Annotated in this window: 22 protein-coding genes; 6 read left to right on the forward strand and 16 right to left on the reverse strand. The window is 73.9% G+C overall.

Translation table 11 applies throughout. From position 1 onward, the window contains the following. Window positions 1-66 precede the first annotated feature (66 nt). The 3 genes from F6W97_RS18040 to F6W97_RS18050 are packed head-to-tail and all read right to left on the reverse strand — an operon-like array spanning window position 67 to window position 4,407. On the reverse strand, window positions 67-1,257 hold the full coding sequence (locus tag F6W97_RS18040; protein ID WP_155371525.1) for an alanine racemase: 1,191 nt from the start codon (window positions 1,255-1,257) through the stop codon (window positions 67-69). Beyond that, entirely contained in the window at window positions 1,247-2,857 is a 1,611-nt protein-coding gene (locus tag F6W97_RS18045; RefSeq protein ID WP_155371619.1) for an IucA/IucC family protein, read from the reverse strand. Before F6W97_RS18045 ends, F6W97_RS18040 begins: the two co-directional genes overlap by 11 nt. Further along, complete coding sequence (locus F6W97_RS18050) at window positions 2,857-4,407, reverse strand: IucA/IucC family protein (protein ID WP_196279207.1); 1,551 nt, start codon at window positions 4,405-4,407, stop codon at window positions 2,857-2,859. Before F6W97_RS18050 ends, F6W97_RS18045 begins: the two co-directional genes overlap by 1 nt. A gap of 230 nt (window positions 4,408-4,637) precedes the next feature. On the opposite strand from F6W97_RS18050, the gene F6W97_RS18055 reads away from it, so the two are divergent. After that, window positions 4,638-5,585: a hypothetical protein gene (locus tag F6W97_RS18055; RefSeq protein ID WP_155371527.1), complete on the forward strand. Its 948-nt coding sequence runs from the start codon at window positions 4,638-4,640 to the stop codon at window positions 5,583-5,585. Window positions 5,586-5,675: 90 nt separating this feature from the next. Here F6W97_RS18055 and F6W97_RS18060 read toward each other — a convergent pair whose 3' ends face one another. Next, the gene (locus F6W97_RS18060; RefSeq protein ID WP_230686778.1) at window positions 5,676-6,557 is read right to left on the reverse strand and encodes an EamA family transporter; all 882 of its coding nucleotides are present in this window, start codon (window positions 6,555-6,557) and stop codon (window positions 5,676-5,678) included. An 82-nt stretch (window positions 6,558-6,639) separates the two neighbouring features. Between F6W97_RS18060 and F6W97_RS18065 the strand changes: the two genes are divergently transcribed. Beyond that, window positions 6,640-7,599, forward strand: a complete 960-nt coding sequence (locus F6W97_RS18065; RefSeq protein WP_196279208.1) for a LysR family transcriptional regulator — start codon at window positions 6,640-6,642, stop codon at window positions 7,597-7,599. Here the strand turns inward: F6W97_RS18065 and F6W97_RS18070 are convergent. Next, complete coding sequence (locus tag F6W97_RS18070; protein WP_155371530.1) at window positions 7,540-8,319, reverse strand: sulfite exporter TauE/SafE family protein; 780 nt, start codon at window positions 8,317-8,319, stop codon at window positions 7,540-7,542. The two genes, F6W97_RS18065 and F6W97_RS18070, sit on opposite strands and share 60 nt — an antisense overlap. 251 nt (window positions 8,320-8,570) lie before the next feature. On the opposite strand from F6W97_RS18070, the gene F6W97_RS18075 reads away from it, so the two are divergent. After that, window positions 8,571-9,380, forward strand: a complete 810-nt coding sequence (locus F6W97_RS18075) for an alpha/beta fold hydrolase (protein ID WP_230686779.1) — start codon at window positions 8,571-8,573, stop codon at window positions 9,378-9,380. A gap of 83 nt (window positions 9,381-9,463) precedes the next feature. Here F6W97_RS18075 and F6W97_RS18080 read toward each other — a convergent pair whose 3' ends face one another. The 5 genes from F6W97_RS18080 to F6W97_RS18100 form a co-directional block, all read right to left on the reverse strand. Further along, window positions 9,464-10,435: a sporulation protein gene (locus F6W97_RS18080; protein WP_155371531.1), complete on the reverse strand. Its 972-nt coding sequence runs from the start codon at window positions 10,433-10,435 to the stop codon at window positions 9,464-9,466. 53 nt (window positions 10,436-10,488) lie between these two features. Then, window positions 10,489-12,075: an ABC-F family ATP-binding cassette domain-containing protein gene (locus F6W97_RS18085; protein ID WP_155371532.1), complete on the reverse strand. Its 1,587-nt coding sequence runs from the start codon at window positions 12,073-12,075 to the stop codon at window positions 10,489-10,491. 165 nt (window positions 12,076-12,240) lie between these two features. Next, a complete protein-coding gene (locus tag F6W97_RS40155) occupies window positions 12,241-12,528 on the reverse strand; it encodes a GNAT family N-acetyltransferase (protein ID WP_196279209.1) in 288 nt (95 codons plus the stop codon). 23 nt (window positions 12,529-12,551) lie between these two features. Further along, window positions 12,552-13,514 carry an aldo/keto reductase gene (locus F6W97_RS18095; protein ID WP_155371534.1) on the reverse strand — a complete coding sequence of 321 codons (963 nt, stop codon included), beginning with the start codon at window positions 13,512-13,514 and terminating at the stop codon, window positions 12,552-12,554. A gap of 120 nt (window positions 13,515-13,634) precedes the next feature. Then, window positions 13,635-13,877, reverse strand: a complete 243-nt coding sequence (locus F6W97_RS18100) for a hypothetical protein (RefSeq protein WP_230686780.1) — start codon at window positions 13,875-13,877, stop codon at window positions 13,635-13,637. Between the two features lie 120 nt (window positions 13,878-13,997). Here F6W97_RS18100 and F6W97_RS18105 point away from each other — a divergent pair, with 120 nt between their 5' ends. Beyond that, a complete protein-coding gene (locus tag F6W97_RS18105; RefSeq protein WP_155371536.1) occupies window positions 13,998-14,792 on the forward strand; it encodes a DUF4184 family protein in 795 nt (264 codons plus the stop codon). A gap of 5 nt (window positions 14,793-14,797) precedes the next feature. Here the strand turns inward: F6W97_RS18105 and F6W97_RS18110 are convergent, their stop codons facing one another. Together F6W97_RS18110 and F6W97_RS18115 are read right to left on the reverse strand one after the other, a co-directional pair. Beyond that, window positions 14,798-16,240, reverse strand: a complete 1,443-nt coding sequence (locus tag F6W97_RS18110) for a protein kinase domain-containing protein (protein WP_155371537.1) — start codon at window positions 16,238-16,240, stop codon at window positions 14,798-14,800. A gap of 167 nt (window positions 16,241-16,407) precedes the next feature. After that, on the reverse strand, window positions 16,408-16,881 hold the full coding sequence (locus F6W97_RS18115; RefSeq protein ID WP_155371538.1) for a GNAT family N-acetyltransferase: 474 nt from the start codon (window positions 16,879-16,881) through the stop codon (window positions 16,408-16,410). Window positions 16,882-16,933: 52 nt separating this feature from the next. On the opposite strand from F6W97_RS18115, the gene F6W97_RS18120 reads away from it, so the two are divergent. Further along, window positions 16,934-17,599, forward strand: a complete 666-nt coding sequence (locus F6W97_RS18120) for an MOSC domain-containing protein (RefSeq protein WP_155371539.1) — start codon at window positions 16,934-16,936, stop codon at window positions 17,597-17,599. A gap of 25 nt (window positions 17,600-17,624) precedes the next feature. Here the strand turns inward: F6W97_RS18120 and F6W97_RS18125 are convergent, their stop codons facing one another. Together F6W97_RS18125 and F6W97_RS18130 are read right to left on the reverse strand one after the other, a co-directional pair. Beyond that, window positions 17,625-18,428: a PhzF family phenazine biosynthesis protein gene (locus tag F6W97_RS18125; RefSeq protein ID WP_155371540.1), complete on the reverse strand. Its 804-nt coding sequence runs from the start codon at window positions 18,426-18,428 to the stop codon at window positions 17,625-17,627. Between the two features lie 68 nt (window positions 18,429-18,496). Continuing rightward, a complete protein-coding gene (locus F6W97_RS18130; RefSeq protein ID WP_155371541.1) occupies window positions 18,497-19,510 on the reverse strand; it encodes a class I SAM-dependent methyltransferase in 1,014 nt (337 codons plus the stop codon). Window positions 19,511-19,613: 103 nt separating this feature from the next. Here F6W97_RS18130 and F6W97_RS18135 point away from each other — a divergent pair, with 103 nt between their 5' ends. Then, entirely contained in the window at window positions 19,614-20,264 is a 651-nt protein-coding gene (locus F6W97_RS18135) for an Imm1 family immunity protein (protein ID WP_155371542.1), read from the forward strand. 4 nt (window positions 20,265-20,268) lie between these two features. On the opposite strand, the gene F6W97_RS18140 is transcribed toward F6W97_RS18135, so the two are convergent. Continuing rightward, entirely contained in the window at window positions 20,269-21,144 is an 876-nt protein-coding gene (locus F6W97_RS18140) for a tetratricopeptide repeat protein (RefSeq protein WP_155371543.1), read from the reverse strand. Continuing rightward, on the reverse strand, window positions 21,144-21,575 hold the full coding sequence (locus F6W97_RS18145) for a hypothetical protein (RefSeq protein ID WP_155371544.1): 432 nt from the start codon (window positions 21,573-21,575) through the stop codon (window positions 21,144-21,146). Before F6W97_RS18145 ends, F6W97_RS18140 begins: the two co-directional genes overlap by 1 nt. Between the last annotated feature and the right edge of the window lie 53 nt (window positions 21,576-21,628).

Consider the following 21,628-nt stretch of genomic DNA (forward strand, 5'->3'; position numbering starts at 1 on the left):
CGAACAGGGCGGACCATCTCGTGATCATCCGATTCGCTGGGTAGACCAGGGCATCACTCTGCGCGGTCAGAGGACGAGGAATGTCGGCTCCGGGTGCCGCAGGAACGCATGGTGCGAAATGTCCCAGCCGTACGCCCCGGTCCGGCCGAACACCAGCAGGTCCCCGACCCGCAGCCGGTCCACGTGCTGCCCCCGGCAGAGCACGTCGCGCGGCGTGCACAGCTCGCCGACGGCGTCCACCGCCACGCCGGCGACCTCGGGCCGGGGCCACGGGTAGTCCCACCGTGCCACCGGCAGCACCGCGAACGGGTGGTCGTATCCCCAGGCCGCGGGAAGGCGGAAGTGGTGGGTGCCGCCGCGCAGCACCGCGAACCGGCGGCCGTGCGTGTGCTTGAGGTCGAGCACCTCGGCGGCGTACCAGCCCGTGTCGGCGGCGAGCCACCGGCCCGGCTCCACGACCAGCTCGACCCCGTCCGGCACGGCCACCCGCAGCTCGTCCAGCGCGAACACCGCGTCGCCGGGGTAGTCCACGCCGAAGCCGCCGCCCGCGTTCACCGTGCGCAGCGGCACGCCGAGCCGCTGCGAGGTGGCTGCCGACCAGCGCAGAGCCTCGGCGAGGAAGGCCGAGTGCGCGGCCGCGTCCAGGTTGTTGGAGACCGCGTGCAGGTGCCAGCCAGCCAGGTCCAGGCCGGGCAGCGACCGGGCCAGCGCGACCGCCTCGGGCAGCTGCGCCTCCTCGACGCCGAACGGGGTGGGCGCCCCGGTCATCGCGTGCGTGCCGGGCAGCCCGGCGTCGGCCCGGTTCACCCGCAGCGTGATGGTCGCGGTCGTGCCCGCCCGCTGCGCCAGCAGGCTCAGCCGCCGCAGCTCGTGCGCGCTCTCCACGTTCACGGTCACGTCCGCGGTCGCGGTCAGGCGCAATGCGTGGGCCAGTTCGGCGTCGGTCTTGGCCGGGCCGCCGAACACGATCCGCCGCGCCCCGGCGGCCTCGGCCAGTGCCAGCTCGCCACCTGAAGCGACCTCAAGGCCGTCGCAGGCGCGCGCCGCCGCGGCGACGATCGCCGGATGCCCGTTGGCCTTCACGGCATAGCAGACCGTCACCCCGGGCATCGCCCGCCGCAGCTCGCCGACCCGCGCCCGCAGCACGTCCGGGTCGTAGACGTACGCGCAGACGGGTCCGTCGAGTTCGCGCAGCGCCGCTGCGACCCGCTCAGGGACGCCGTGTCGGCCGTGCGGGGAGCGCTGGTCAGAGGCCATGGAGCGGATTCTGCACGGGGACGTAGAGGTCGCCCGCACCGGCCAGCCGCATCCGGGTCAGCGCCTTGTGCGGCACCGTCGCGGCCGTGTAGAAGGCGTGGTCGGGATGCCCGGCCAGGCTCTCGTCCACGACATCCCGCACGATCCGCCACGCGGTGCCGGCGGCCAGGCCGTGCGAGTGCCCGAGCCGCAGCACCAGCTCGCCCAGGTGGGCCTGGAACGCGGTGTAGGCCACCTTCGACAGCAGCACCGTCTCGTCGTCGGTGCCGATGACCGAGCCGGGCCACAGTTGCAGCCGCGCCCCGGAGGCGGCCAGGCGCCGGTGGTGCACGCGCAGGCCGGCCAGGTCGCGCAGGGCCAGCCGGTGCGGGACCCCGTGCATGAAGGTGGGGACGCAGTTCTGCAGGTGCGCCTCCAGTCCGATGCCGTGCCGGGCGGCCAGCGCCAGCACCGGCGGCAGCAGCAGCCCGGCGTACTCGCGCAGGAAGCCCGCCGCCGCCGACCGCGGCTCGGCCAGGCCGCGGGCGTTCGCGTACCGGTCGACGAGGCCGGACAGCAGCGTCCGCCCGGTGACGGGGTCGAGCGCGGCCAGCGAGCTGGCCGGGACCGGCTGCTCGTCCGGGGTCAGCCGGCCGCCCAGGCCGTCGCGCACGATGGTGCTGAGCTGGCGGCCGTCCTCCAGCAGCCCGGCGACGCCCGCGGGCTCGGCCATCAGCAGCACCCGGTCGCCGCCCGGCACCAGCTCCAGCAGCTGTGCCAGCACCGCGCTCAGCGCCGGGCCGTTGCGGGTGGAGGCGATGGAGATGCTGCGCCGGGTCGAGGTGACCTGGATGTCCAGCGACAACTTCAGGTAGGTCGACCCCGGCGGCAGCACGGTGCGCAGCGCCGCGGTGGGCCGGGCCGGCAGCACCTCGTCGAGCACCCGCAGCGTGCCGTCGGCGAACAGCTCCGGGTGCAGGCCGGTCAGGTGCCGCAGCTGCCAGATGTGCACCGGCAGCAGCCGCCGCCCGCCGGGGGCGGCGACGCCGAGCCGCTCGGACAGGTCGTCGCCCAGCGCCAGCTCCGGCGGCACGGCCAGGAACCCGATCGCGGTCGACTCGCTCTCCAGGTCGTGCGCGATCAGATCGCCGGTGCTCCAGCCCAGCCGGGTGCGCCCGCAGGGGTGCAGGTTGTGCCCCTCGACGGCGAGCTGCTCCAGCCGGGCGGTGCGCTCGTCGGGCGCGGTGCCGTCGAGCAGTGCGAGCAGGTCGGCAGCGCCCGCGACGGCGGCGGCGGCGCGGTGGCCGGGGTCCATGGTCGCCCGGCGGGCGTACGCCAGCGCCAGCCCGTGCACCGCGCTGTCCAGCTCCGCGCGCAGGCCCTCGTGGGTCACCAGGGTGACCGGGTCCACGTCGACCGGGTCCAGCAGCACCCGGTCGAAGCCGTGCCGCTCGCCGTGGAAGCGGGCGCGGGCGTCGTCGATGTCCTCCCGCCACAGCGCCTCGGCCAGCCGGGTGGCGATGGTCACCCGGGCCTGCGGCAGCGCGTCGAAGTAGCCGTTCAGCAGCTGCGGGGCCAGGTCCGCCAGCTCGGCGGCGAGCGGGTCGGCGAGCGGGCGCATCACGCGACCAGGGGGTTGGGCAGCTGTGCCCAGGCGTCGTCGAGCGGGTCGTCGGCCAGCCGCATCACGGTGGTGGCCTTCAGCGGCAGCGGGTCGCCGAGCACCGACCGCGCGTCCGCGGCGGCCGACGGCGGCAGGTTGTCGTACGTCTGCTCCACCCGGTCACGGACCAGCCGCCACAGCTGCTGCGGCTCGATGCCGTACTCGCGCGACAGCACCGCGATCGGCTCGCCGAGCGCCACCGCGATGCCCGAGCCGAGCGCCTTGGCCCGCAACTGCGCCGGGTCGTCGCTGGCCAGGTCGCCGTGCAGGGCGGGCACGTCCACGCCGTGGCGGCGCAGCCGGGCGGGGCTGAGCCGCACCCCGCCGACGTCGCGGTAGGACAGCCTGGTCGGCCGCCCGTGGGTGAGTGTGACCAGCAGGTTCTGCCCGTGCGCCTCCAGTGCCACGCCCCGGTGCAGCAGTGTCAGCAGCACCGGCACGATCAGCCCCGCGAGGTCGGCGAGGAACCCGGCCGGGTGCCCGCCGTAACCGAGCAGCACCGCTTCGCGGATCAGCGGTAGGCCGTCCGCCGGGGACGGGGCGGCCAGCGCCGCGATCGGCAGGATCACCTCGTTCGGGCCGGGCCGGGCGGCCCGCCGGACGACCACGGCCAGGCTGCGCAGCGGCGTCCCGTCGTTGTCCAGCACCGCGCCCGCGGCCAGCTCCGGCCACACCCGCAGGCCGAGGTCGGCGCTGACGACGGACAGCAGCTTCGACACGACCGGGCCGTTGCGCACGGCGGCGGGCGACACGATCCGCACCGCGCTGGTCATCTGCACGTCGATGGCCGTCTTGTAGTGCCGCGTCGGGTCGGCGACCGCGGCCAGGGTGCGCAGCGACATCAGCGGCATGGCCGCGATCCGGTCGCCGTCGGGCTTGAGGAAGGGGTACGCCGACAGCACGTGCTCGCGCTGCCAAGGGTGCACCGGCAGCCGCGGTGCGAGCCCGGCCCCGGTGGTCAGCCAGCGCTTGGCCGGCACGGTGAACACCTCCAGCGCCACCGTGGGCCGGTGCTCGGGCGCGAACCGCAGCACGTCGGCCTGTGACATGCCCATCCTGGTGCGGCAGCACGGGTGCAGCGGGTGACCGTCCACCACGGACTGCTCCAGCAGCGCCAGCCCGTCGGGGCGGCCTGCCAGCACGGTCAGTGTCGGCTCCCCGCCGGGACGGTACGGCTGGTTGGCGCGGGCCAGGGCCACCCCGGCGACGCTGTCGGCGACCTCGTCGGCCAGCCGCGTGACGTTGCCCGGCAGCCCCAGGGCGCGCAGCAGCTCGACCGGGTCGTCGAACGCCCCGGCGTCGGTGACGACGCGCATGCCCTCCGGCGGGACCGCGAACGGCTGGGCCAGCGCGGTCGACCCGATCAGCCGCCGGCCGTTCGCCAGGGTGACGCGGGTGTCGCCGCCGTACACCTGCCGCTCGACGACGCCGGGCAGCGGCTCGCGGACCAGCGCGCCCCACAGCCGGGCCAGGATCGCCGCGCGGGCCCCGGGGAGCGTCTCGGACACACTCGGCACGGTGTTGATAGTCGACTCCCTCGTCCGACGGGCTCGGCAGAGATCCAGTGTGGACCACCGGACTGGCCGCCTGCCAGCACCCATCTCAGCCTAGCGTCCTAGGATCCGGTAGACGCCGTGACGTCCGCCTCCCGCCGACGGCGCGCGGACGCGGACCCACCGGCTGTGGCGCCGCCGCGCAGCAGGCAGGCTTGTTGCCCGGTGCTGCTGCAATGTCGGGCATGGGACACGGGGACATGGAGGCGCGGCTGGCGGCCGCGGCCGAGGCGCACCGCGAGCGGCAGACCGCCGCCGCCCGGCATCGTGAACTGCTGCGGCTGATCGAGGACGCCGAAGCACGGGCGCTCGAACTGTCGAAGGCCCACGACCGGGAGGCGCGCGACGTCGTACGCCTCGAAACGGTCACCCTCACCCGGGTGATCGCCGCGCTGCGGGGCACCCGCCACGACGCGATCGCCCGGGAGCAGGCCGAGGCCGACGCGGCGGCGTACCGGCTGGCGCGGGCCAGGGCCGACGTGGACGCGCTGCGGCGGGAACTCGACGTCGTCGGCGCACGCCTGGCCGCGCTTCAGGACGCCCCGGGCCGGTATGCCGCAGTGCTCGACGAGAAGGAGCGGGCCCTCGCCGAGACCGGCGACCCTCGCGCGCGACGACTGCTGGAGATCGCCGAGGCACGTGGTGTGGCCGAGGCGGAGACCAAGGAGATCCGGGAGGCGCAACGTGCCGCCGAGGCGGCCTCGGCGGCGCTGCTCCAGCTCAAGAGGCTGCTGGACAGCGCGGCCGGCTGGTCGACCTACGACACGTTCTTCGGCGGCGGCGTCATCAGCAGCGCGATCAAGCATGACCGGCTCGACGAGGCGGCGACCGCGGCGGCGCTCGCCGACCAGCGCATCGCCGCCCTGAACGCCGAGCTAGCGGACGTCGCCGGGGGCGGGACGGCGGCCACTCTGGCGATCGACGGGATGACCCGATTCCTGGACGTGTGGTTCGACAACATCTTCACCGACCTGGCGGTACGGGACCGGATCAAGCAGGCGCAGGCCCGCGTGGAGCACTGCGATCAGCAGGTCGCCCAGATTGGGCAGCAGCTCAACGGCCGGCTGGCGCAGACGCAGGCCCGGCTCGGGCAGCTCGCGGCCGAGCGGGAACAGGCCCTGACCACCAGGTGACGTGGAACCGGCTGCCCACAGCCGGTTCCACGTCGGGAAGGGCGCCTTCTGCCACGCGGAGCGTTGTGAAGGCGCCCTTCCTTCGCTTCTTCAGCGGCGGCCGGAGCGTTGGGCGCCGATGCCTGCGGCGACGACGAAGGCGACGCCCGCGATCTGGAGCGGGTGCGGGGTCTGGTGCAGCACGGTGGCACCGACGGCCAGGGCGAACGCCGGTTCCAGGCACATCAGGGTGCCGAACGCGGCGACGGTGAGCCGCCGCAGCGCCAGCAGCTCCATCGCGAACGGCAGCACCGGCAGCAGCAGCGCCAGCCAGGCGGCCTGGGCGACGATGGCCCAGGTCAGGTTCGGCACGGCCTGTGGTGCGCCGACCAGGGCGGCGGCGACGGCGGAGACGGGCATCGCGATGGCGAGGCCTTTGACGCCGCTGAAGCTGTCGCCGACCCGCTGGGTGAGCACGATGTAGCCGGCCCAGCCGGCGGCGGCGACCAGGGCGAGCGCGACGCCGACGAGGTCGATGTCGCCGCGCCAGGGGCGGGTGAGCGCGAGCACCCCGGCCAGCGCCAGCGCGGGCCACAGCAGGCCCCAGCGGCCGGTGCGGCGCAGCACGGCCAGGGACAGCGGGCCGAGGAACTCCAGGGCGACGGCGGTGGCGAGCGGGATGCGGGCGATGGATTCGAAGAAGGCGATGCTCATCGCGGCGCTGACCACGCCGAGGCCGACCGCGCCGAGCAGGTCGTGCCGGGACTGGGCGCGCAGCCAGCGCGGCGAGGGGCGGGCGATGAGCAGGAAGGCGAGGGCTGCCCAGCAGCCGCGCAGCCAGGCGGTGCCGGCGGGACCGATGTCGTCGAACAGGCGGGTGGAGGCGGCCGCGCCGACCTGCACGGAGAGCATCGACCCCATGATCAGTCCGATGGCGGGGGCGGTGCTCTGGCGGCGGCGGGTGGTGCCGGTGGCGAGGTCGACTGCGGTCACCACTCCATGTCACCGGATGAAGATCACGCCGTCCACCACGGGTCTGCGGACTGACCGTCCGCGGATCGCGGATGATGGGGGTGTGGACACCAGGCTGCTGCGCGTGCTCGTCGAGCTGTCGGACCGGGGCACGCTGCGCGCGGTCGCCGAGGCCACCGGGTACGGCACGTCGGCGGTGTCGCAGCAGTTGGCCACGCTGACCCGGGAGGTCGGCGCGCCGCTGGTCGAGCGCACGGGGCGGACGGTCCGGCTGACTCCGGCGGGGCGGCGGCTGGTCACGCACGCGCGGCCGATCCTGGCGGCGGTGGACGCGGCACGTGCGGCGCTGGCCCGGGGCGGGGAGCCGGGCGGGGCGGTGCACGTGGCGGCGTACGCGTCGGTGCTGTCGGGGGATCTGATCCCGGTGGTGCGGGAGCTGGCGGTGTCACATCCGGGGTTGCAGCTGCTGCTGCAGGAGCGGGAGCCGCCGGAGGTGGTGCGGCTGCTGGAGGACGACCAGGTCGACCTGGGTTTCGTGTACGACTACGACCTGGTTCCGCGTGGTTATGACGGCTACGTGGTGCGGCAGCTGTGTGAGACGCCGATGGTGCTGGCGGTGCCGTCGGAGCGGGCGCTGCCCGACGAGATCGACGGCCCGGGGCGGTTGTGCGCGCTGGCGGGGCAGTCGTGGGTGGTGAACTCGCGCGGGCCGGCCGACGACGAGTTGGCGGTGCGGGTGTGCGCGCTGGCGGCGTACCAGCCGATGATCGAGCATCGGGCGGACAGCATGGATCTGGTGCTGGACCTGGTGTCGGCGGATCTGGGGGTGGCGCTGGTGCCCGGTCACCTGCCCGCGCATCCCGGGGTGCGGTACGTGCCGATGCCGGGGGTGCCGGTGCGGCGGCGCATGTTCTCGATCACCAGGCCGGGCCGGGAGCACTGGCCCGCGGTGAGCCTGGTGATCGAGCGGGTCGCCGCGCACGCGCTGGCGGAGCGGTGGCGCTCAGGCCAGCCACTGGTCGTAGGACAGCCGGGCGATCAGGGCCAGCACGACGACCAATAGCACGATGCGGACGAACCCGGACCCTCGTTTGAGGGCCATTCGCGCGCCTACCTGGGCTCCGATGATGTTGCAGACGGCCATGGCAGCGCCGAGCTGCCACCAGACGTGGCCGCCGGCGGCGAACACGATGAGCGCGCCGAGGTTGGTGCCCGCGTTGACGATCTTGGCCATGGCCGAGCCGTGCAGGAAGTCCGCGCCGATGACGGTGGTGAAGGTGAGCACCAGGAAGGTGCCGGTGCCGGGGCCGATCATGCCGTCGTACAGCGCGATGAGGCCGCCGGCGAGCGCGACGGCGAGCGCGGCGCGGCCCTGGGTGCGCCGTTCGGGGTGGGCGTAGATGCCGTTGTTCGGGCGGAACGTGACGAACAGCGCGACGGCGACCAGGATGCCGAGCACGACGGGCCGGTAGACGTCCTTGTTGGGGGTCAGCTCGATGGCCAGCCACGCGCCGATGCCGGAGACGACCACGGCGATGGCTCCGGCGGGCCCGGCGACGCGCCAGTCGATGCGGGTGTGCCGCGCGTAGGTGATCGCGGCGCTGGTGGTGCCGGCGATCGCGGTCATCTTGTTGGTGCCCAGGGCGGTCGCCAGCGGCACCTGGGGCGGCAGGCCGATGAGCAGTGCGGGCAGCAGGAGCAGTCCGCCGCCGCCGACCACGGCGTCCACCCACCCGGCGGCGGTGGCGGCGGTCAGCAGCAGCGTGAGGCTACCGGCGTCCACGAGCCGGCACGGGGGTGCTGTGGATCATGATTGGCGGCGCTTGGTGGCGAGCCACATCCCGATCGCCCCGATGGCGATGAAGAGCAGCATGAAGCAGACGAGGGCCTTGAACACCCGGCAACCATAGCGACTGTCCCGCCGATGATCGATAGCGGCGGTCTGGGCGAACCCGGGTGGGCGGTCGTGCGCCTGGCGTAAGTTGGGCGGTGGTCGAACCCCCGGGGCCGTACTTGGGATGGGAGGAGTAGACCATGTTCATCCGCCGGGCCCTCGCGGGCTTCTTCGGCTTTGTCACCGCCGTGCTGCTCATGTCGCTCACGGCAGCGCCCGCCGCTGCGGCGGGCAAGCAGACGAAACCGACGATCGTGCTGGTACACGGCGCGTTCGCCGACTCGTCGAGCTGGGATGGGGTCGTGCCGCTGCTGCAGGCGCAGGGCTACAACGTGATCTCCGCGGCGAATCCGCTGCGCGGCGTGAGCAGCGACGCCGACTATGTCGCCGCGCTGCTCAAGAGCATCCCCGGGCCGGTGGTGCTGGTCGGGCACTCCTACGGCGGCAGCGTGATCTCCAACGCGGCCGAGGGCAACCCGAACGTCAAGGCGCTGGTGTACGTGGCGGCGTTCGCGCCCGAGGTGGGCGAGTCCGCGGCGGCGCTGTCGGCGAAGTTCCCCGGCAGCACCCTGGGCCCGACCCTGGCCAAGCCGGTGCCGCTGGCCGGTGGCGGCAACGACCTCTACATCGACCAGGCCAAGTTCCAGGACCAGTTCGCCGCCGACGTCCCGGCGGAGAAGGCGAAGCTGATGGCGGTCGCCCAGCGCCCGATCACCGAGGCGGCGCTGAACGAGCCGTCACCGGCGTCGGCGTGGAAGAACATCCCGTCGTGGTTCGTGTACGGCTCGGCGGACAAGAACATCCCGCCGCAGGCGCAGGCGTTCATGGCGCAGCGGGCCGGGTCCAAGGAGACGGTCGTCGTCGACGGCGCGTCGCACGTCGTGATGATCTCCCACCCGGACCAGGTCGCGAAGGTCATCCAGAACGCCGCCGCGACCGCGACGGAGTAGGCCCCGACGCGGCGAAGGCCGCCGTCCCGGTGCGGGACGGCGGCTTTCGCGTTCTTCGGCCGGGCCGCAGGAGAAACCGGTGGCTACTCGTCGCCGAAGCCGAAGTCCATGTCCATGTCGAAGACCTCCTCGGCCACCTCGCCGGCGACCATGCCGCCGACGAAGCCCGCGGCCGCACCGGCGGCGACGCCGCCCATGCCGTGCCCACGGTGACTCTGGTGGCCGCCGTGCCCGCCGTGGAAGCCGTGCCCACCGCCGTGCCCGTAGCCGCCGCCGTGGCCCGCGCCGTGGCGGTCCAGCGCCCCGCGGATCCAGCCGTCGACGACGGCCGGCCAGTCGGTGCGGCCGGCGTCGGCGTGGCCGACGTGGTGGCGGCTGAACGAGTCGTGCGAGCCGAGGAAGCCGCGCTTGTCGAACTCCAGGATCACGTCCATGCCCTGCGGGCTGGTGATGAAGGTCAGCTCCAGCTGGCGCATGCGGCCGGCGTACGCCTGCGCGGGGTGGAACTCGATCTCCTGGTAGAACGGCAGCGTCTGGTGCACCCCGCTGATCCGGCCGCGCTCCAGGTCGGCGCGGGTGAAGTGGAAGCCGAGCCGGGTGAACGCCTCCATCACCGCGGCCTGCAGCGGCAGCGGCTCGACGCCGACCGGGTCGATGTCGGTCTTGTCCACGGACTTGGCCACCGACAGCTCGGTGCGCACGCCCATGGTCATGCCGTGCAGCGGCGTGCCGTAGAACCGGGTGACCGGGGTCTCCCACGGCACCTCGACGGTGAACGGCAGGGAGTGCTGCGCACCGGCGGGCAGGTTGAACGAGCCGGTCAGGTGCACCCGGTGGAACTCCACGGTGGTGTCGTACTCGCTGTCGTGCCCCTCCACCTCGACCCGGGTGACCAGGCCGACGGAGACGTACTCGATCAGGGTGTCGTGGTCACCGCCGCGGATGTGCACGGTGCCGGACAGCGTGCCGCCTGGCTGCACGACGGGGGTCGCGAGCACGGTGTCCACCGACGGGCCGCCGACACCGAAGGCGGCGAGCATCTTCTTGAAAACCACGGAACTGATCTCCTCGTAAGTGCGGGGTCCACTCGACCTGCGCTCACACCTTCCTAGCAGACGAGGTCCAGCCGCGCTCCCGGCCAGTGCCGGCGCAGCCACCGGTCGTGGCTCGCGACGACGATCGCGCCGGGGGCGCGGCCGAGCGCGTCTTCGAGTTCGTCGGCGAGCGCGGGGGACAGGTGGTTGGTGGGCTCGTCGAGCAGCAGCAGGTGCGGCGGGTCGGCGATGAGCAGGGCCAGGGCGAGGCGGCGGCGCTGCCCGACGCTGAGCGCGCCGACGGGCCGGTCCAGGTCGCGGGGGGCGACCAGGCCCAGCTCGACCAGGGGTACGGCGGCGTAGGTGCGTTCGTACAGCGTGCGCGGGGTGGCGGCCGGGTCGTCGAACCGGTCGTCCTGGGCGAGCAGCCCGACCCGCAGCCCGCGGCGGCGGGTGACGCTGCCCTCGGTGGGGCGCAGCCGCCCGGCCAGCACCGACAGCAGCGTGGACTTGCCCGCCCCGTTGGCTCCGGTGACCAGCAGCCGCCCGTCCGGTGCCAGGTCGAGCCGGTCCAGCCGCAGGCGGCCGGGCACGTGCACGTCGCGCAGGGCGAGCGCGGTGTCCTCGCCGCCGGCGGAGGTCAGCGCGGGCGCCTGGAAGTGCAGCAGCGCGGGCGGCTTGCGGACCGGGTCGCGTTCGAGCACCGCAAGGCGCTGCCCGGCGTTGCGTACGCGCCGGGACAGCTGGGCCTGGACTCGCGCCCCGTGGAAGTTGTAGCCCATCTTGTCGCCGTCGCGTGGCGCGCGGCCGGGGGCGACGTCGCGGGCGGTGGTCGCCGCGGCCAGCCGCAGCGCTTCCAGTTCGGCCTGCCGGTCGGCGTACGCGCGTTCCCAGCGGGCCCGCTGCGCCCGCTTGGCCTGCACGTACTGCGTGTATGCGCCGCCGTAGCGGACCAGGCCGCCGTGGGCGTCGTCGCTGGGATCGAGGTCGACGATGTCGGTGCAGACCTCGTCGAGGAACACCCGGTCGTGGCTGGCGACCACGACCACGCCGGGCAGCTGCCGTAGTTGCTGCTCGACGAACGCGACGGCCTCGTCGTCGAGGTGGTTGGTGGGCTCGTCCAGCAGCAGCGCGGCCGGTCGGCGCACCAGCAGCGCGGCCAGGGCGACGCGGGAGCGCTGCCCGCCGGACAGGGTGCCCAGGGCGCGTCCGTGGTCGAGTGCGGCCAGGCCGAGGCCGTGCATGACCAGTTCGGCGCGGCGTTCGGCGTCCCAGGCGTCGACCTGCTCGGCCCTGGCCAGCGCTGCGCCGTACGCGGCGAGGCGGTCCTCGCCGGTCAGGTCGCGGGCCAGCTCGTCGAGCTGGGCGAGCAGCTCGCGGCTGTCGGCCAGCGCCTCGGCGAGCACGTCGCCGACGGTGTCGCCGGGGGCGTAGGGCAGTTCCTGGTGCAGCAGCCCGGTGTCGTCGGGCCGGGCGACCGTCCCGCTGTCGGGGGAGTCGACCCCTGCGAGCAGCCGCAGCAGGGTGGATTTCCCGGCTCCGTTCTCGCCTACCAGGCCGACCCGGCGGCCGGGGGGCACGGTGAGGCTGACGCCGTCGAGGGCGCGGCGGTCACCGAAGAACTTGACAAGATCGACAGCAATGAGGGTTTGTGCAGGCATGAACACCACCGGGAGGTTTTCGCAAACAGAAGCCTGCCGGGCGTGTGCGACGCCCCCGCGTACGCGGTCGGGCGGGTCGCAGCCTCAGGTCACAGGCCGGTCGGTGATGTCACAGCTTCATAGTGGGGCCAGCCTAACGGCCGGCCCCACCGAGCTGCCAGTGATTTACGCCCGCTCGATCAGCGGCAGGTATTCCGGGTGGTCCTGCACCCAGCGGCGCACGAACGAGCACGACGGCACCACGTGCACGTCGTCCTCGGCGGCCCCGGCCAGCGCCGCCGCGCACAGCATCGCGCCGATGCCGCGCCCGCGCGCCTCCGGTTCGACGCCGGTGTGGTCGAACACGATCGACCCCGGCTTGCGGTGGTACGTCAGCACACCCAGCAGGCGGCCGCCCTGGCGGGCTTCGTAGCGGCTGCTCTCGGGGACCTCGACGACCTCGACTCCGGTCACGACCGTTTCCTCTCCACCTGGTGTCACAGCGTGGGCAGCGGCGCGAGCTTGTCCAGTTCGGCCAGCTCCGCCGTGGTCGGCTCCCAGTCGGCGGCGGCCGCGTTCGCGGCGACCTGGGCCGGGCTGGTCGCGCCGGCGATGACCGACCCGCAGCCCGGTTGCGCCGCCAGCCAGCCGATCGCGACCTTGCCCAGCTCGTGGCCGTTGGCCTGGGCCCACTCCGCGAGCGCCTCGACGGTGTTCAGCCGCTCGTCGGTGATGAACCCGGCCTGGTCCTTGGCCAGCCGGCTGTCCGAAGGCGCGTCCTGACCCTTGCGGACCTTGCCGGTCAGCAGGCCGTTCGCCAGCGGGAAGAACGGCAGCACGCCCAGCCCGAAGTGCCGTGCCGCGGGCACGACCTCGATCTCGCTGCCGCGCTCCAGCATCGACCAGTGGTTCTGCGCGCTGACGAACGGCGTCACGCCCATCGACTCGGCCAGCCGTGCGGCGTCGGCGATCTGCCAGCCCGCGAACTGCGAGCTGCCGACGTAGCGCACCTTGCCCTCGACGACCAGCTCGTGCAGCGCGGCCAGGGTCTCCGCAAGCGGCGTCACCGGGTCCGGCGTGTGCAGCTGGTACAGGTCGATGTGATCGGTGTCCAGCCGCCGCAGCGACTCCTCGACCGCCCGGCGGATGTACGCCCGCCCGCCTTTTGCGCCCGCGGCCGGGCCGTAGCCCATGTCCGCGCCCTGGTGGCCGAACTTGGTGGCCAGCACGACCTGGTCGCGGCGTCCCTTGAGGACCTCGCCCAGCATCGACTCCGACGCCCCGATCGCCGTCGCCCGGCCGTAGATGTCCGCGGTGTCGAAGAACGTGATCCCCGCGTCGATGGCGGCGTCGACCACGGCACGCGTGCCGTCCAGATCAAGCCGCCATCCGAAGTTGTTGCACCCCAGCCCGACCGCCGAAACGACCAGCCCCGACTTTCCCAGTGCCCGATAACGCATGATCGCCACACTATCTCGCCCCACCCGGCCCCCGTTTGGCGCAACTCTTAAAGAGTCGCGGCCTTCAGGACCTGTCGAGGGCGCAACTCCGTCAGAGTCGCGAAGCCGCGGGCCGGTGGGTCAGGGGATGAAGCGGGACAGGAGGTCCTGGGCGGCGCGGTCGACGGCGTCGCCGTTGCCGGGGTCGGGGACCTTGATCTGCGCGCCGCTGACGGTGTACCACTCCTCGGCGCCCTTGTACTGCGCCCGCAGGCGCACCGTGCCGTCGGGGCCGACCTTCGGCTCGAGGGTCAGCTCACCGGTGATCGTGCCGACCTCGTCGGTCATCACCCCGCCCGGCGGCGCCACCACGTCTTTGGTCATGACGCCCGCATACCCCGTCACCCGCCGCCCAACCCGCCCGGCGTGCACATTCGGATCTGGCCGGGTCGGGGTGGTTCCAGCGGCCACCACACGTCCGGATCCTGCGGCTATGCTCCCGCGATGCCGCTGACGTTTCCCTCGCACCTGGCGGCGGTGCTGCCGTTGAAGCTGTGGCGGCCACGCTGGTTCGACGGTGTGGCGCTGGCGTCCGGCACGGTCGCACCGGACGTCGCCTACCTGGTGCTGGACGCGGACGGGCGGCTGTTCGCCGACACGCACGCGTGGTCGGCGCTGCTGTGGTGGTGCCTGCCGACGGCACTGGCATTCACCTGGATCGTCCGGCGCTCGGTCGGCACGGTCGCTGTCCACCTGCCGGACAGCCGGCGTTTCGCCTGGCGGTCGTACGCCGCGCTCGCCGACCACCGGCGCCACTGGTGGATCACCGCCGCATCATGCCTGCTCGGCGCGGCCAGCCACGTCGCCTGGGACCGGCTCACCCACACCGACGGCTGGATTCACGTCGTCTTCGGCGTCCGTTGGGCAGACATCAGCGAGGTCCCCTGGTGGACGGTTTCCGACCTGGCCAGCACCGTGATCGGGGCGGCCGTCGTCGTCACCCTCGCGGCCCGCACCGGCCGTGATCGCGCCACCGCCCTGGCCGACAGCGAGGACGATGACGGTATCGGCGTCGGTTCGGGCCTGCTCGAGCCCCGGCCACGGATCTTCTGGACGGCCGCAGCCGTCACGGCGCTGGCGGGTCTGGCGGTGGTGCCGTCGCTGCCGGGTGCAGAGCTGGCGGCAGCCACCGGCGTACGCGTCCTGCACGTCGCCGCCGCGGCATTGCTGATCGGCGCCGTGGCGGTACGGATCTCGGCTCGCCGCGGCGTCAGCCCGACGGGGACGGGGCGGGGCTGAGCGGATCAGACGACTTTGCAGACGCCGGTGGCGGTGGCGATGACGACCTCGACGGTCGATCCGGCTGCGACGACGGAGCCGCCTGCCGGGGTCTGCTCAAGGACGTGGCACTTGTCGGGCGTCGACCGGTACTCGATGTGGGCGACCAGGCCGAGGCGCTGCATCGCCTCTGTCACCTCGACCTCCCGCCAGCCGAACATGCCCGGCACGGTCCGGGTCGTGGACTGCGGGCTCGGTGAGGCGGCGGGGCTCGCCGGGTCGGCGGGGCCGGGAGCGGTCGAGTTCGCGGGGGCGTCTGAGGGCCCGTTCTCGCCGGGCCTGGCGGGCGGTGACAGCGTGTGCGTCGGTGTCGTGCCCGCCGCGGAGCCCGTCGCCTGGGCCGGAGAGCCCGCGAGGGTGGCACCCGAAGCGGCCACCGGCAGGGACGCGTCCGGGCCCTGCGCGTCGGTGGGCGGGGTGCCGCCCCGGGACAGCACGAAGGCGACGAGCGCCACCAGCGCCAGCACTCCCGCCGCGCCGACCAGCACAGGCCGCCGTCGCGCGGCTACGGCCACGGCCGGCCCGGTCTCGGTCGCCGCCCGTGGCAGCGCAGCGTTCGGCGTCGCCGGCACACCGGCTGCGGCCTGGCCCGCGACCTCTCGCATCGCCGCCGAGGCGGCCTGGGACAGCGCGGCCGCGCTGGGCCACCGGTCGGCCGGGTCCTTGGCCATCGCCCGCATGACCAGCGCCCGGACGGGCTCGGGAACACTCGGCGGCAGCTCCGGCGGCGGCTCGTTCACGTGCTGGATCGCCACCGCGAACGGGGTGTCCCCGGCGAACGGCCGGCGCTGGGTCAGCATCTCGTAGGCGACGACACCCAGGGCGTACACGTCGGTCGCGGGACCGATGTCGGAGCCGGTCACCTGCTCCGGGGCCAGATACGACGCGGTGCCGAAGATCTCGCCCGCGGCGGTGAGCCGGTCGGCGGCGACGATCCGGGCGATGCCGAAGTCGGTCAGCGCCAGCCGCCCGTCCGGACGCAGCAGCAGGTTCGCGGGCTTCACGTCACGGTGCACGATGCCCTGCAGGTGCGCTGCGTGAATGGCGTCGGCGGCCTGCGCCAGCAGCCGCATCGCGCGGGCGGGCTCCAGCGGCCCGACCCGGCGCACCAGCGACAGCAGCGACTCGCCCTCGACGAACTGCATCACCAGGTACGCGATGCCGTCGGCCTGGCCGTAGTCGTAGATCTCGACGATGCCCGGGTCGCTGAGCGCCGCCATCGCCTGCGCCTCAGCCCGGAACCGGGCGGCGAAGCCGGGATCGGCGGCCAGGTTCGGCAGCAGCACCTTCACCGCGACCCGGCGGGCCAGCACCGTGTCGTCGGCGCTCCACACCTCACCCATGCCACCGCGGGCGATCAGAGTCTGCAGCGTGTACCGGCCGCCGAGCGTCAACCCCGGGTCAAGCATGGAAGCCAGCCTTCGGCATCAACCGCCGTCAGTCAAACCCCCTGTTCAACCGCAGAGCCCGACTCCCGCGCAAGCGGCCCGCAGTTTCGGGGAAAGTGCAGAAATCACGTCGCTGATTCGTGCGCTTTCCCCGAAACTGCAAGCGGGAACGGCGTCAGCCGCGGGCGTTACCGGGCCAGGGCGGTCAGGGCTTCGTCGGAGACGCGGTAGACGGTCCAGTCGTCCATCGGCTTCGCGCCGATCGAGCGGTAGAAGTCGATCGCGCTCGTGTTCCAGTTCAGGACCCACCACTGCAGGCGGGTGTAGCCGCGTTCGCGGCAGATGCGGGCCAGTTCGCGCAGCAGGGCCTTGCCGTGGCCCTGGCCGCGCGCCGCCGGACGCACGTACAGGTCTTCCAGGTAGATGCCGTGCACGCCGTGCCAGGTCGAGAAGTTCAGGAACCACATCGCCATGCCGACCGGCTCGCCGGACTCGTCGTCGACGGCCAGGTGCGCGTACGCGGCCGGGTGCGGGCCGAACAGGGCCTCGTGCAGCTGTGCCGGCGTCGCCTTGGCCTCCTGCGGGGCCTTCTCGTACTCGGCGAGCTCGCGGATCAGGTCGATGAGCACCGGGACGTCGGCCGGCACAGCGGGGCGGATCATGGCGGGGACGATACTCGCAGCCCGTCCGGACAGGGCCCACTAGGCTGGCCCGATGGGCACCGTACTCTCCGTCAACCTGGGCAAGGCCCGGCACAGCGACGCCGCCGACACCGGCGTCACCGCGATCGACAAGCATCCGGTGACCGGATCGGTCGAGCTGCGCGCACCGGGGCCGAAGCAGGGCGGGCTCGGCAGCGGCGTGGTCGGCGACGAGATCTGCGACCGGCGCCATCACGGCGGCGACGACCAGGCGGTGTACGCGTACGCCCGGGAGGATCTCGACGGCTGGGCGGCGGAGCTGGGGCGCGACATCCCCGGCGGCATGTTCGGCGAGAACCTGACCACGTCCGGCATCGACGTGAACGGGGCCCGCATCGGCGAGCGCTGGCAGGTCGGCGACGAGGCGGTGCTGGAGGTGTCGCTGCCGCGCATCCCGTGCCGCACGTTCGCCGACCAGATGCGCGAGCGGGGCTGGATCAAGACGTTCACGCAGCGCGCCCTGCCGGGGGCGTACCTGCGCGTGGTCGTGCCCGGCCGGGTCAAGCAAGGCGACCCGGTCACCGTCCTGCACCGCCCGGACCACGACGTGACGGTGGCGCTGACGTTCCGCGCCCTGACCCTGGAGCCCGACCTGCTGCCGAGCCTGCTGGCCGCCGACGCGCTGCCGGAGAAGGTGCGCGAGAAGGCCCGCGTGCGCGCGGCAAAGCAGGGGGACTGACGCGCATTGCGTCGCCGACTCCCGATCAGGCGTGCAGGGTGCCGTCCAGGACGGTGACGGCGCGGCCGGTCAGCTCGACGCGGTCGCCGCGCAGGGCCGTGCGGACCAGCCCGGACCGGGCCGACGCCTGCAGCCCGACCAGCTCGTCGCGGCCCAGCCGCGCCGCCCACAGCGGCGCGAGCGCGGTGTGCGCGCTGCCGGTCACCGGGTCCTCGGGGACGCCGACGGCCGGGCCGAAGAACCGCGACACGAAGTCGTACCCCGACGCCGGGTCGGCGGCGGCCGCCGTGACGATCACCCCGCGGGTGGCCAGTGCCGCGACCAGGCCCAGGTCCGGGCGCAGGCCGCGGACCGTCTGCTCGTCGGCGACCTCGACGAGCAGGTCGCCGAGCGCCGGTCCGGTCTCGTACGCGGCGAGCACCGGCGCGCCCAGCGCCTCGGCGACCCCGACCGGCTCGGCAGGAGTCAGCGGCGAGACCGGGAAGTCCAGGGTGATGGCCCCGTCGGCGGCGAGGGCGGCGGTCAGGATGCCGCTGCGGCTGTCGAACGCGACCCGGTCGCCGATCAACTGATCGTCGACCAGCGCGTGGGCCATGGCCAGGGTGGCGTGGCCGCACAGGTTCACCTCGCACAGCGGCGTGAACCAGCGCAGCGCCCAGTCCTGCCCGCCGCGCGGGTGCGCGAACGCGGTCTCGGCGAGGTTCATCTCGGCGGCCACGCGCTGCATCCATGCCTCGTCCGGGAACGTGTCCGTGGCCAGCACGACGACCCCGGCCGGGTTGCCGCCGAACGGCCGGTCGGTGAACGCGTCGATGATCCTGATCCGCATACCGGCACCCTAACCCGGCCGACGCCACCGGCGGGACGGCCAATCACGGGCCGGTGGACCGGGCAGGGTCAGGCGTCCTGCTGCCACAGCTCGATGTCGTCCAGCCCGGCCCGCAGGTGCGCCAGGTCGGGCTCGGCGCGGCCGGACCGGCGGGCGAACTCGGCGACGGCCGCGGCGAACCCGTCGTCGCTGTCGGGGATGGTCAGGTGGTGGCCGTACACGAGGTCGACGGTCAGTTCGAGATGGTCGATGCCGGCGACCTCGACGACGAGCCGGGAGACCGAGGCGCGGTGGACGTCGTGCCATGCGACGTCGAAGACCGAGCCGTCATGCTCGACGCGCACACCCCGGTCGTCGACGGCCACCGCGCGGCGCGGCGGCGGCACCGGGTCGGGGCGGGTGCCGGTGCGCAGCGGGCGGTAGTAGGAGTCGACGGCGGGCTGGCCGGTGTAGTTCGGGCCGGCCCGGTCGTCGGCCCCGGCGTATTCCAGCGGCAGGTCCAGCACGGCCGGGCCGGTGCGGGTGACGATGCGGCGGCGGGCGTCGTAGTCGACCCCGGCGTCGCGCAGCAGGCGGCGTACCAGCCGCGTCGCCGGGGTGCCGTCGGCCAGCCGGATGCTCGCCACGTCCAGGTGCGCGGCGAACATGCCGCCGGGGGACAGCCAGGTCAGCGCGCGGGCCAGCACGCCGAGCTTGTCGCCGACGTAGTGCAGCCCGTGCACGCAGGTGATCAGGTCGAACGTCCGGCCGGGCTGCCACTGCGAGACCGAGCCGGTGACCAGGGTGAGCCCGTCCACCCCGGCCGCCTGCGGGTCGAAGTGGTCGACCAGGTCGACGCCGACCAGGGCCAGGCCGTCCGGCGCCTGCCGGGCCGCCTGGGCCAGCGCCCGGCCCTGGCCGCAGCACAGGTCCAGCCACGCCGCCGAGCCGTGCTCCACCAGCTGCGGCCGGAGCCGGTCCAGTGGATGGAAGCCGAGGTCACGGGCGTAGCTGTTGACGCCGTCGAGCCCGCGCTCGCGGTTCATCGCGTTGTTCGCCACCACCGAGGACCGCTGCAGGGCCTCGTCGTCGAGAAGGCGCATGGCCGCAGATCATGCCACGGCCGCCTGCCGGGTGGGGTCCGGTCGGGCCGCGACCGTGGCGGGCGGGCGTTACCTTCGGCGGCTGACGACGGGGAGCGTGCGGATGGGTGCCAAAAGGAGCTTCGCCGTACGGCGGCCGCGGGCGGTTGCCGGCGGCATGCCCTGGGTGGCGCTGGTGCTGGGCGTCTACAGCATTCTGCGGGTGCCGGAGGCGGTCGAGCGGGGCGGCTGGTCGATGTGGTTCCGGCTGGTGCTGGCCGTCGGCCTGCCGGTGATCGCCGTGTCCACCACGCGGGAGCTGCTCCGCAAGCGGCGCGAACACCGCGGCGCCGACTTCGTGTACTCGTCCGAGGCCGGTCGCCGCATCCGGGTGCCCGCGAGCGGCCACGGCCGCCTGGTGTGGGGCCAGGGCGGCAACACCCTCGTCGTGGGGACGGCGGAGGAGCTGCGGACCCGGCTGGACCTCGTGCATCGCGCACTCGCGGGCGCACCCGAGGTAGCCGATCTGGTGCTCGCCAACGGCGACCGGGTCAGCCTGCTGCTCGGCGGCACACACAGCCTGCTGGCGGTGGCCCCCGGCGACGGCGGCACGCCCCGAGCCGTCGCCGCCGACCCGGCAGGCCCGCACACCGTGCCCCTGCAGGGTGGGGCCGCCGGGCAGGAGACGCCGCCGGCGCCGGAGCTGCCGGTGGCGACGGCGTTCGACGCGGCCTGCCGCTACTTCACCACGGGCAGGCTGCCACCGGGACGGTGACGGGTCAGCGCCAGCGGCGCATCATCCACTTGCGCAGCAGCGGCGGCACGACCCACGAGTACACGCACAGCGCGAACCAGGCCACCGCGGCCACCGTCGCCAGCGTGGACAGCCCGAGGCTGCGCAGGCCGTAGATGACCACGATCGCCGCGATCCACGTCTTGACCGGCCCGAATCGGGCGAACGGGCGCAGCGGCACCAGCAGCGGGTGCATCGCGATCCGCGCCTCGTACGCGGCCTGCGCGTAGTCGCGGTCGCCCGGGTCGTTCGCGACCGCCTGACGCAGCCCCGAGTATGCCGAGCGGACCTGCCCGCGGGCCGCGCTGGTCCCGCCGAGCAGGGCGTGCGCCTGCGCGTTCTCGGGGTGCGCGGCGACGAACGCGCGGCTGATCCGCTGGGCGAGCACGTCGTCGCCGCTCGCGTGGGCCAGCTGCACCCGGGTCGAGTACACCGTCGGGGAGTCCGGGTCCTGGGCCGCGGCCAGGTCGACGAGCCGGCGGGCCTTGTCGAGCTGGCCGTGCTCCAGGCACAGCCGGGTGTACACGCACAGCAGGCTGACGTCCTCCGGCGCGAGCGCGAGCCCGTCGAGCAGCGCCCGCTCGGCGGTCTCGTGCCGGCCCAGCCGGTATTCGGCCAGGCCCAGCTGGCACAGCAGGTCCGGGTCGGGGCCGCCCGCGGCGAGGCCGGACCGGGCCGCCTCGGACGCCTCGGACCAGCGTTCGAGCTGCAGCAGCGCGGCCGCGCGCAACTCGAACACGATCGCCGACACGGCTTCGGAGGCAGGCAGCGCCGCGAGCTCGCGCAGCGCCTCCTCGGGCCGGTCGGCCGACAGCAGCGCGTGCGCGCGCATCAGCGCGGGCGCGTGGGCGTTCTCGGTCATCAGTCCACCACCACGGCGATCAGGAGGTTCTCGAGGAGTCCGCAGCCGATGACGGCCGCCAGACCGGGGCCGAACAGGCTCGCCGGTTCGCCGTCGCCGTACTGGTACGCCCGGAACGCCTTCTTCTGGGTCGCGGCGATCAGTCCCCAGACGGCGAGCCCGAACAGGGTGCCCAGGGTCCGGGCCCCGACCTGCCCGCCGAGCAGGCCGGTCACCGCCAGCCGGGCGAGGATGGCGGCCAGGCCCGCCCCGGCCAGGATCAGCTGCTGGTTGCGGCCCAGCGACAGGCGGCGCGCGTTGAGCACCCCGAGCATCGTCACGGCCAGCGGGCCGCCGAAGAACGCCGGGTAGACGAGAGAGGAGGGCCGCCACGGGCGCTCGGTGACCACCGGGCGGGCGCCGATGGTCGGCTGGAACAGGTCGTCGTTCATGGGGGTCCTCAGGCAGGGGCGTTGCCGGTTCGGGTCGGCACAGCATAATGGCA

The organism is Catellatospora vulcania (assembly GCF_009720385.1).
GTDB lineage: Bacteria > Actinomycetota > Actinomycetes > Mycobacteriales > Micromonosporaceae > Catellatospora > Catellatospora vulcania.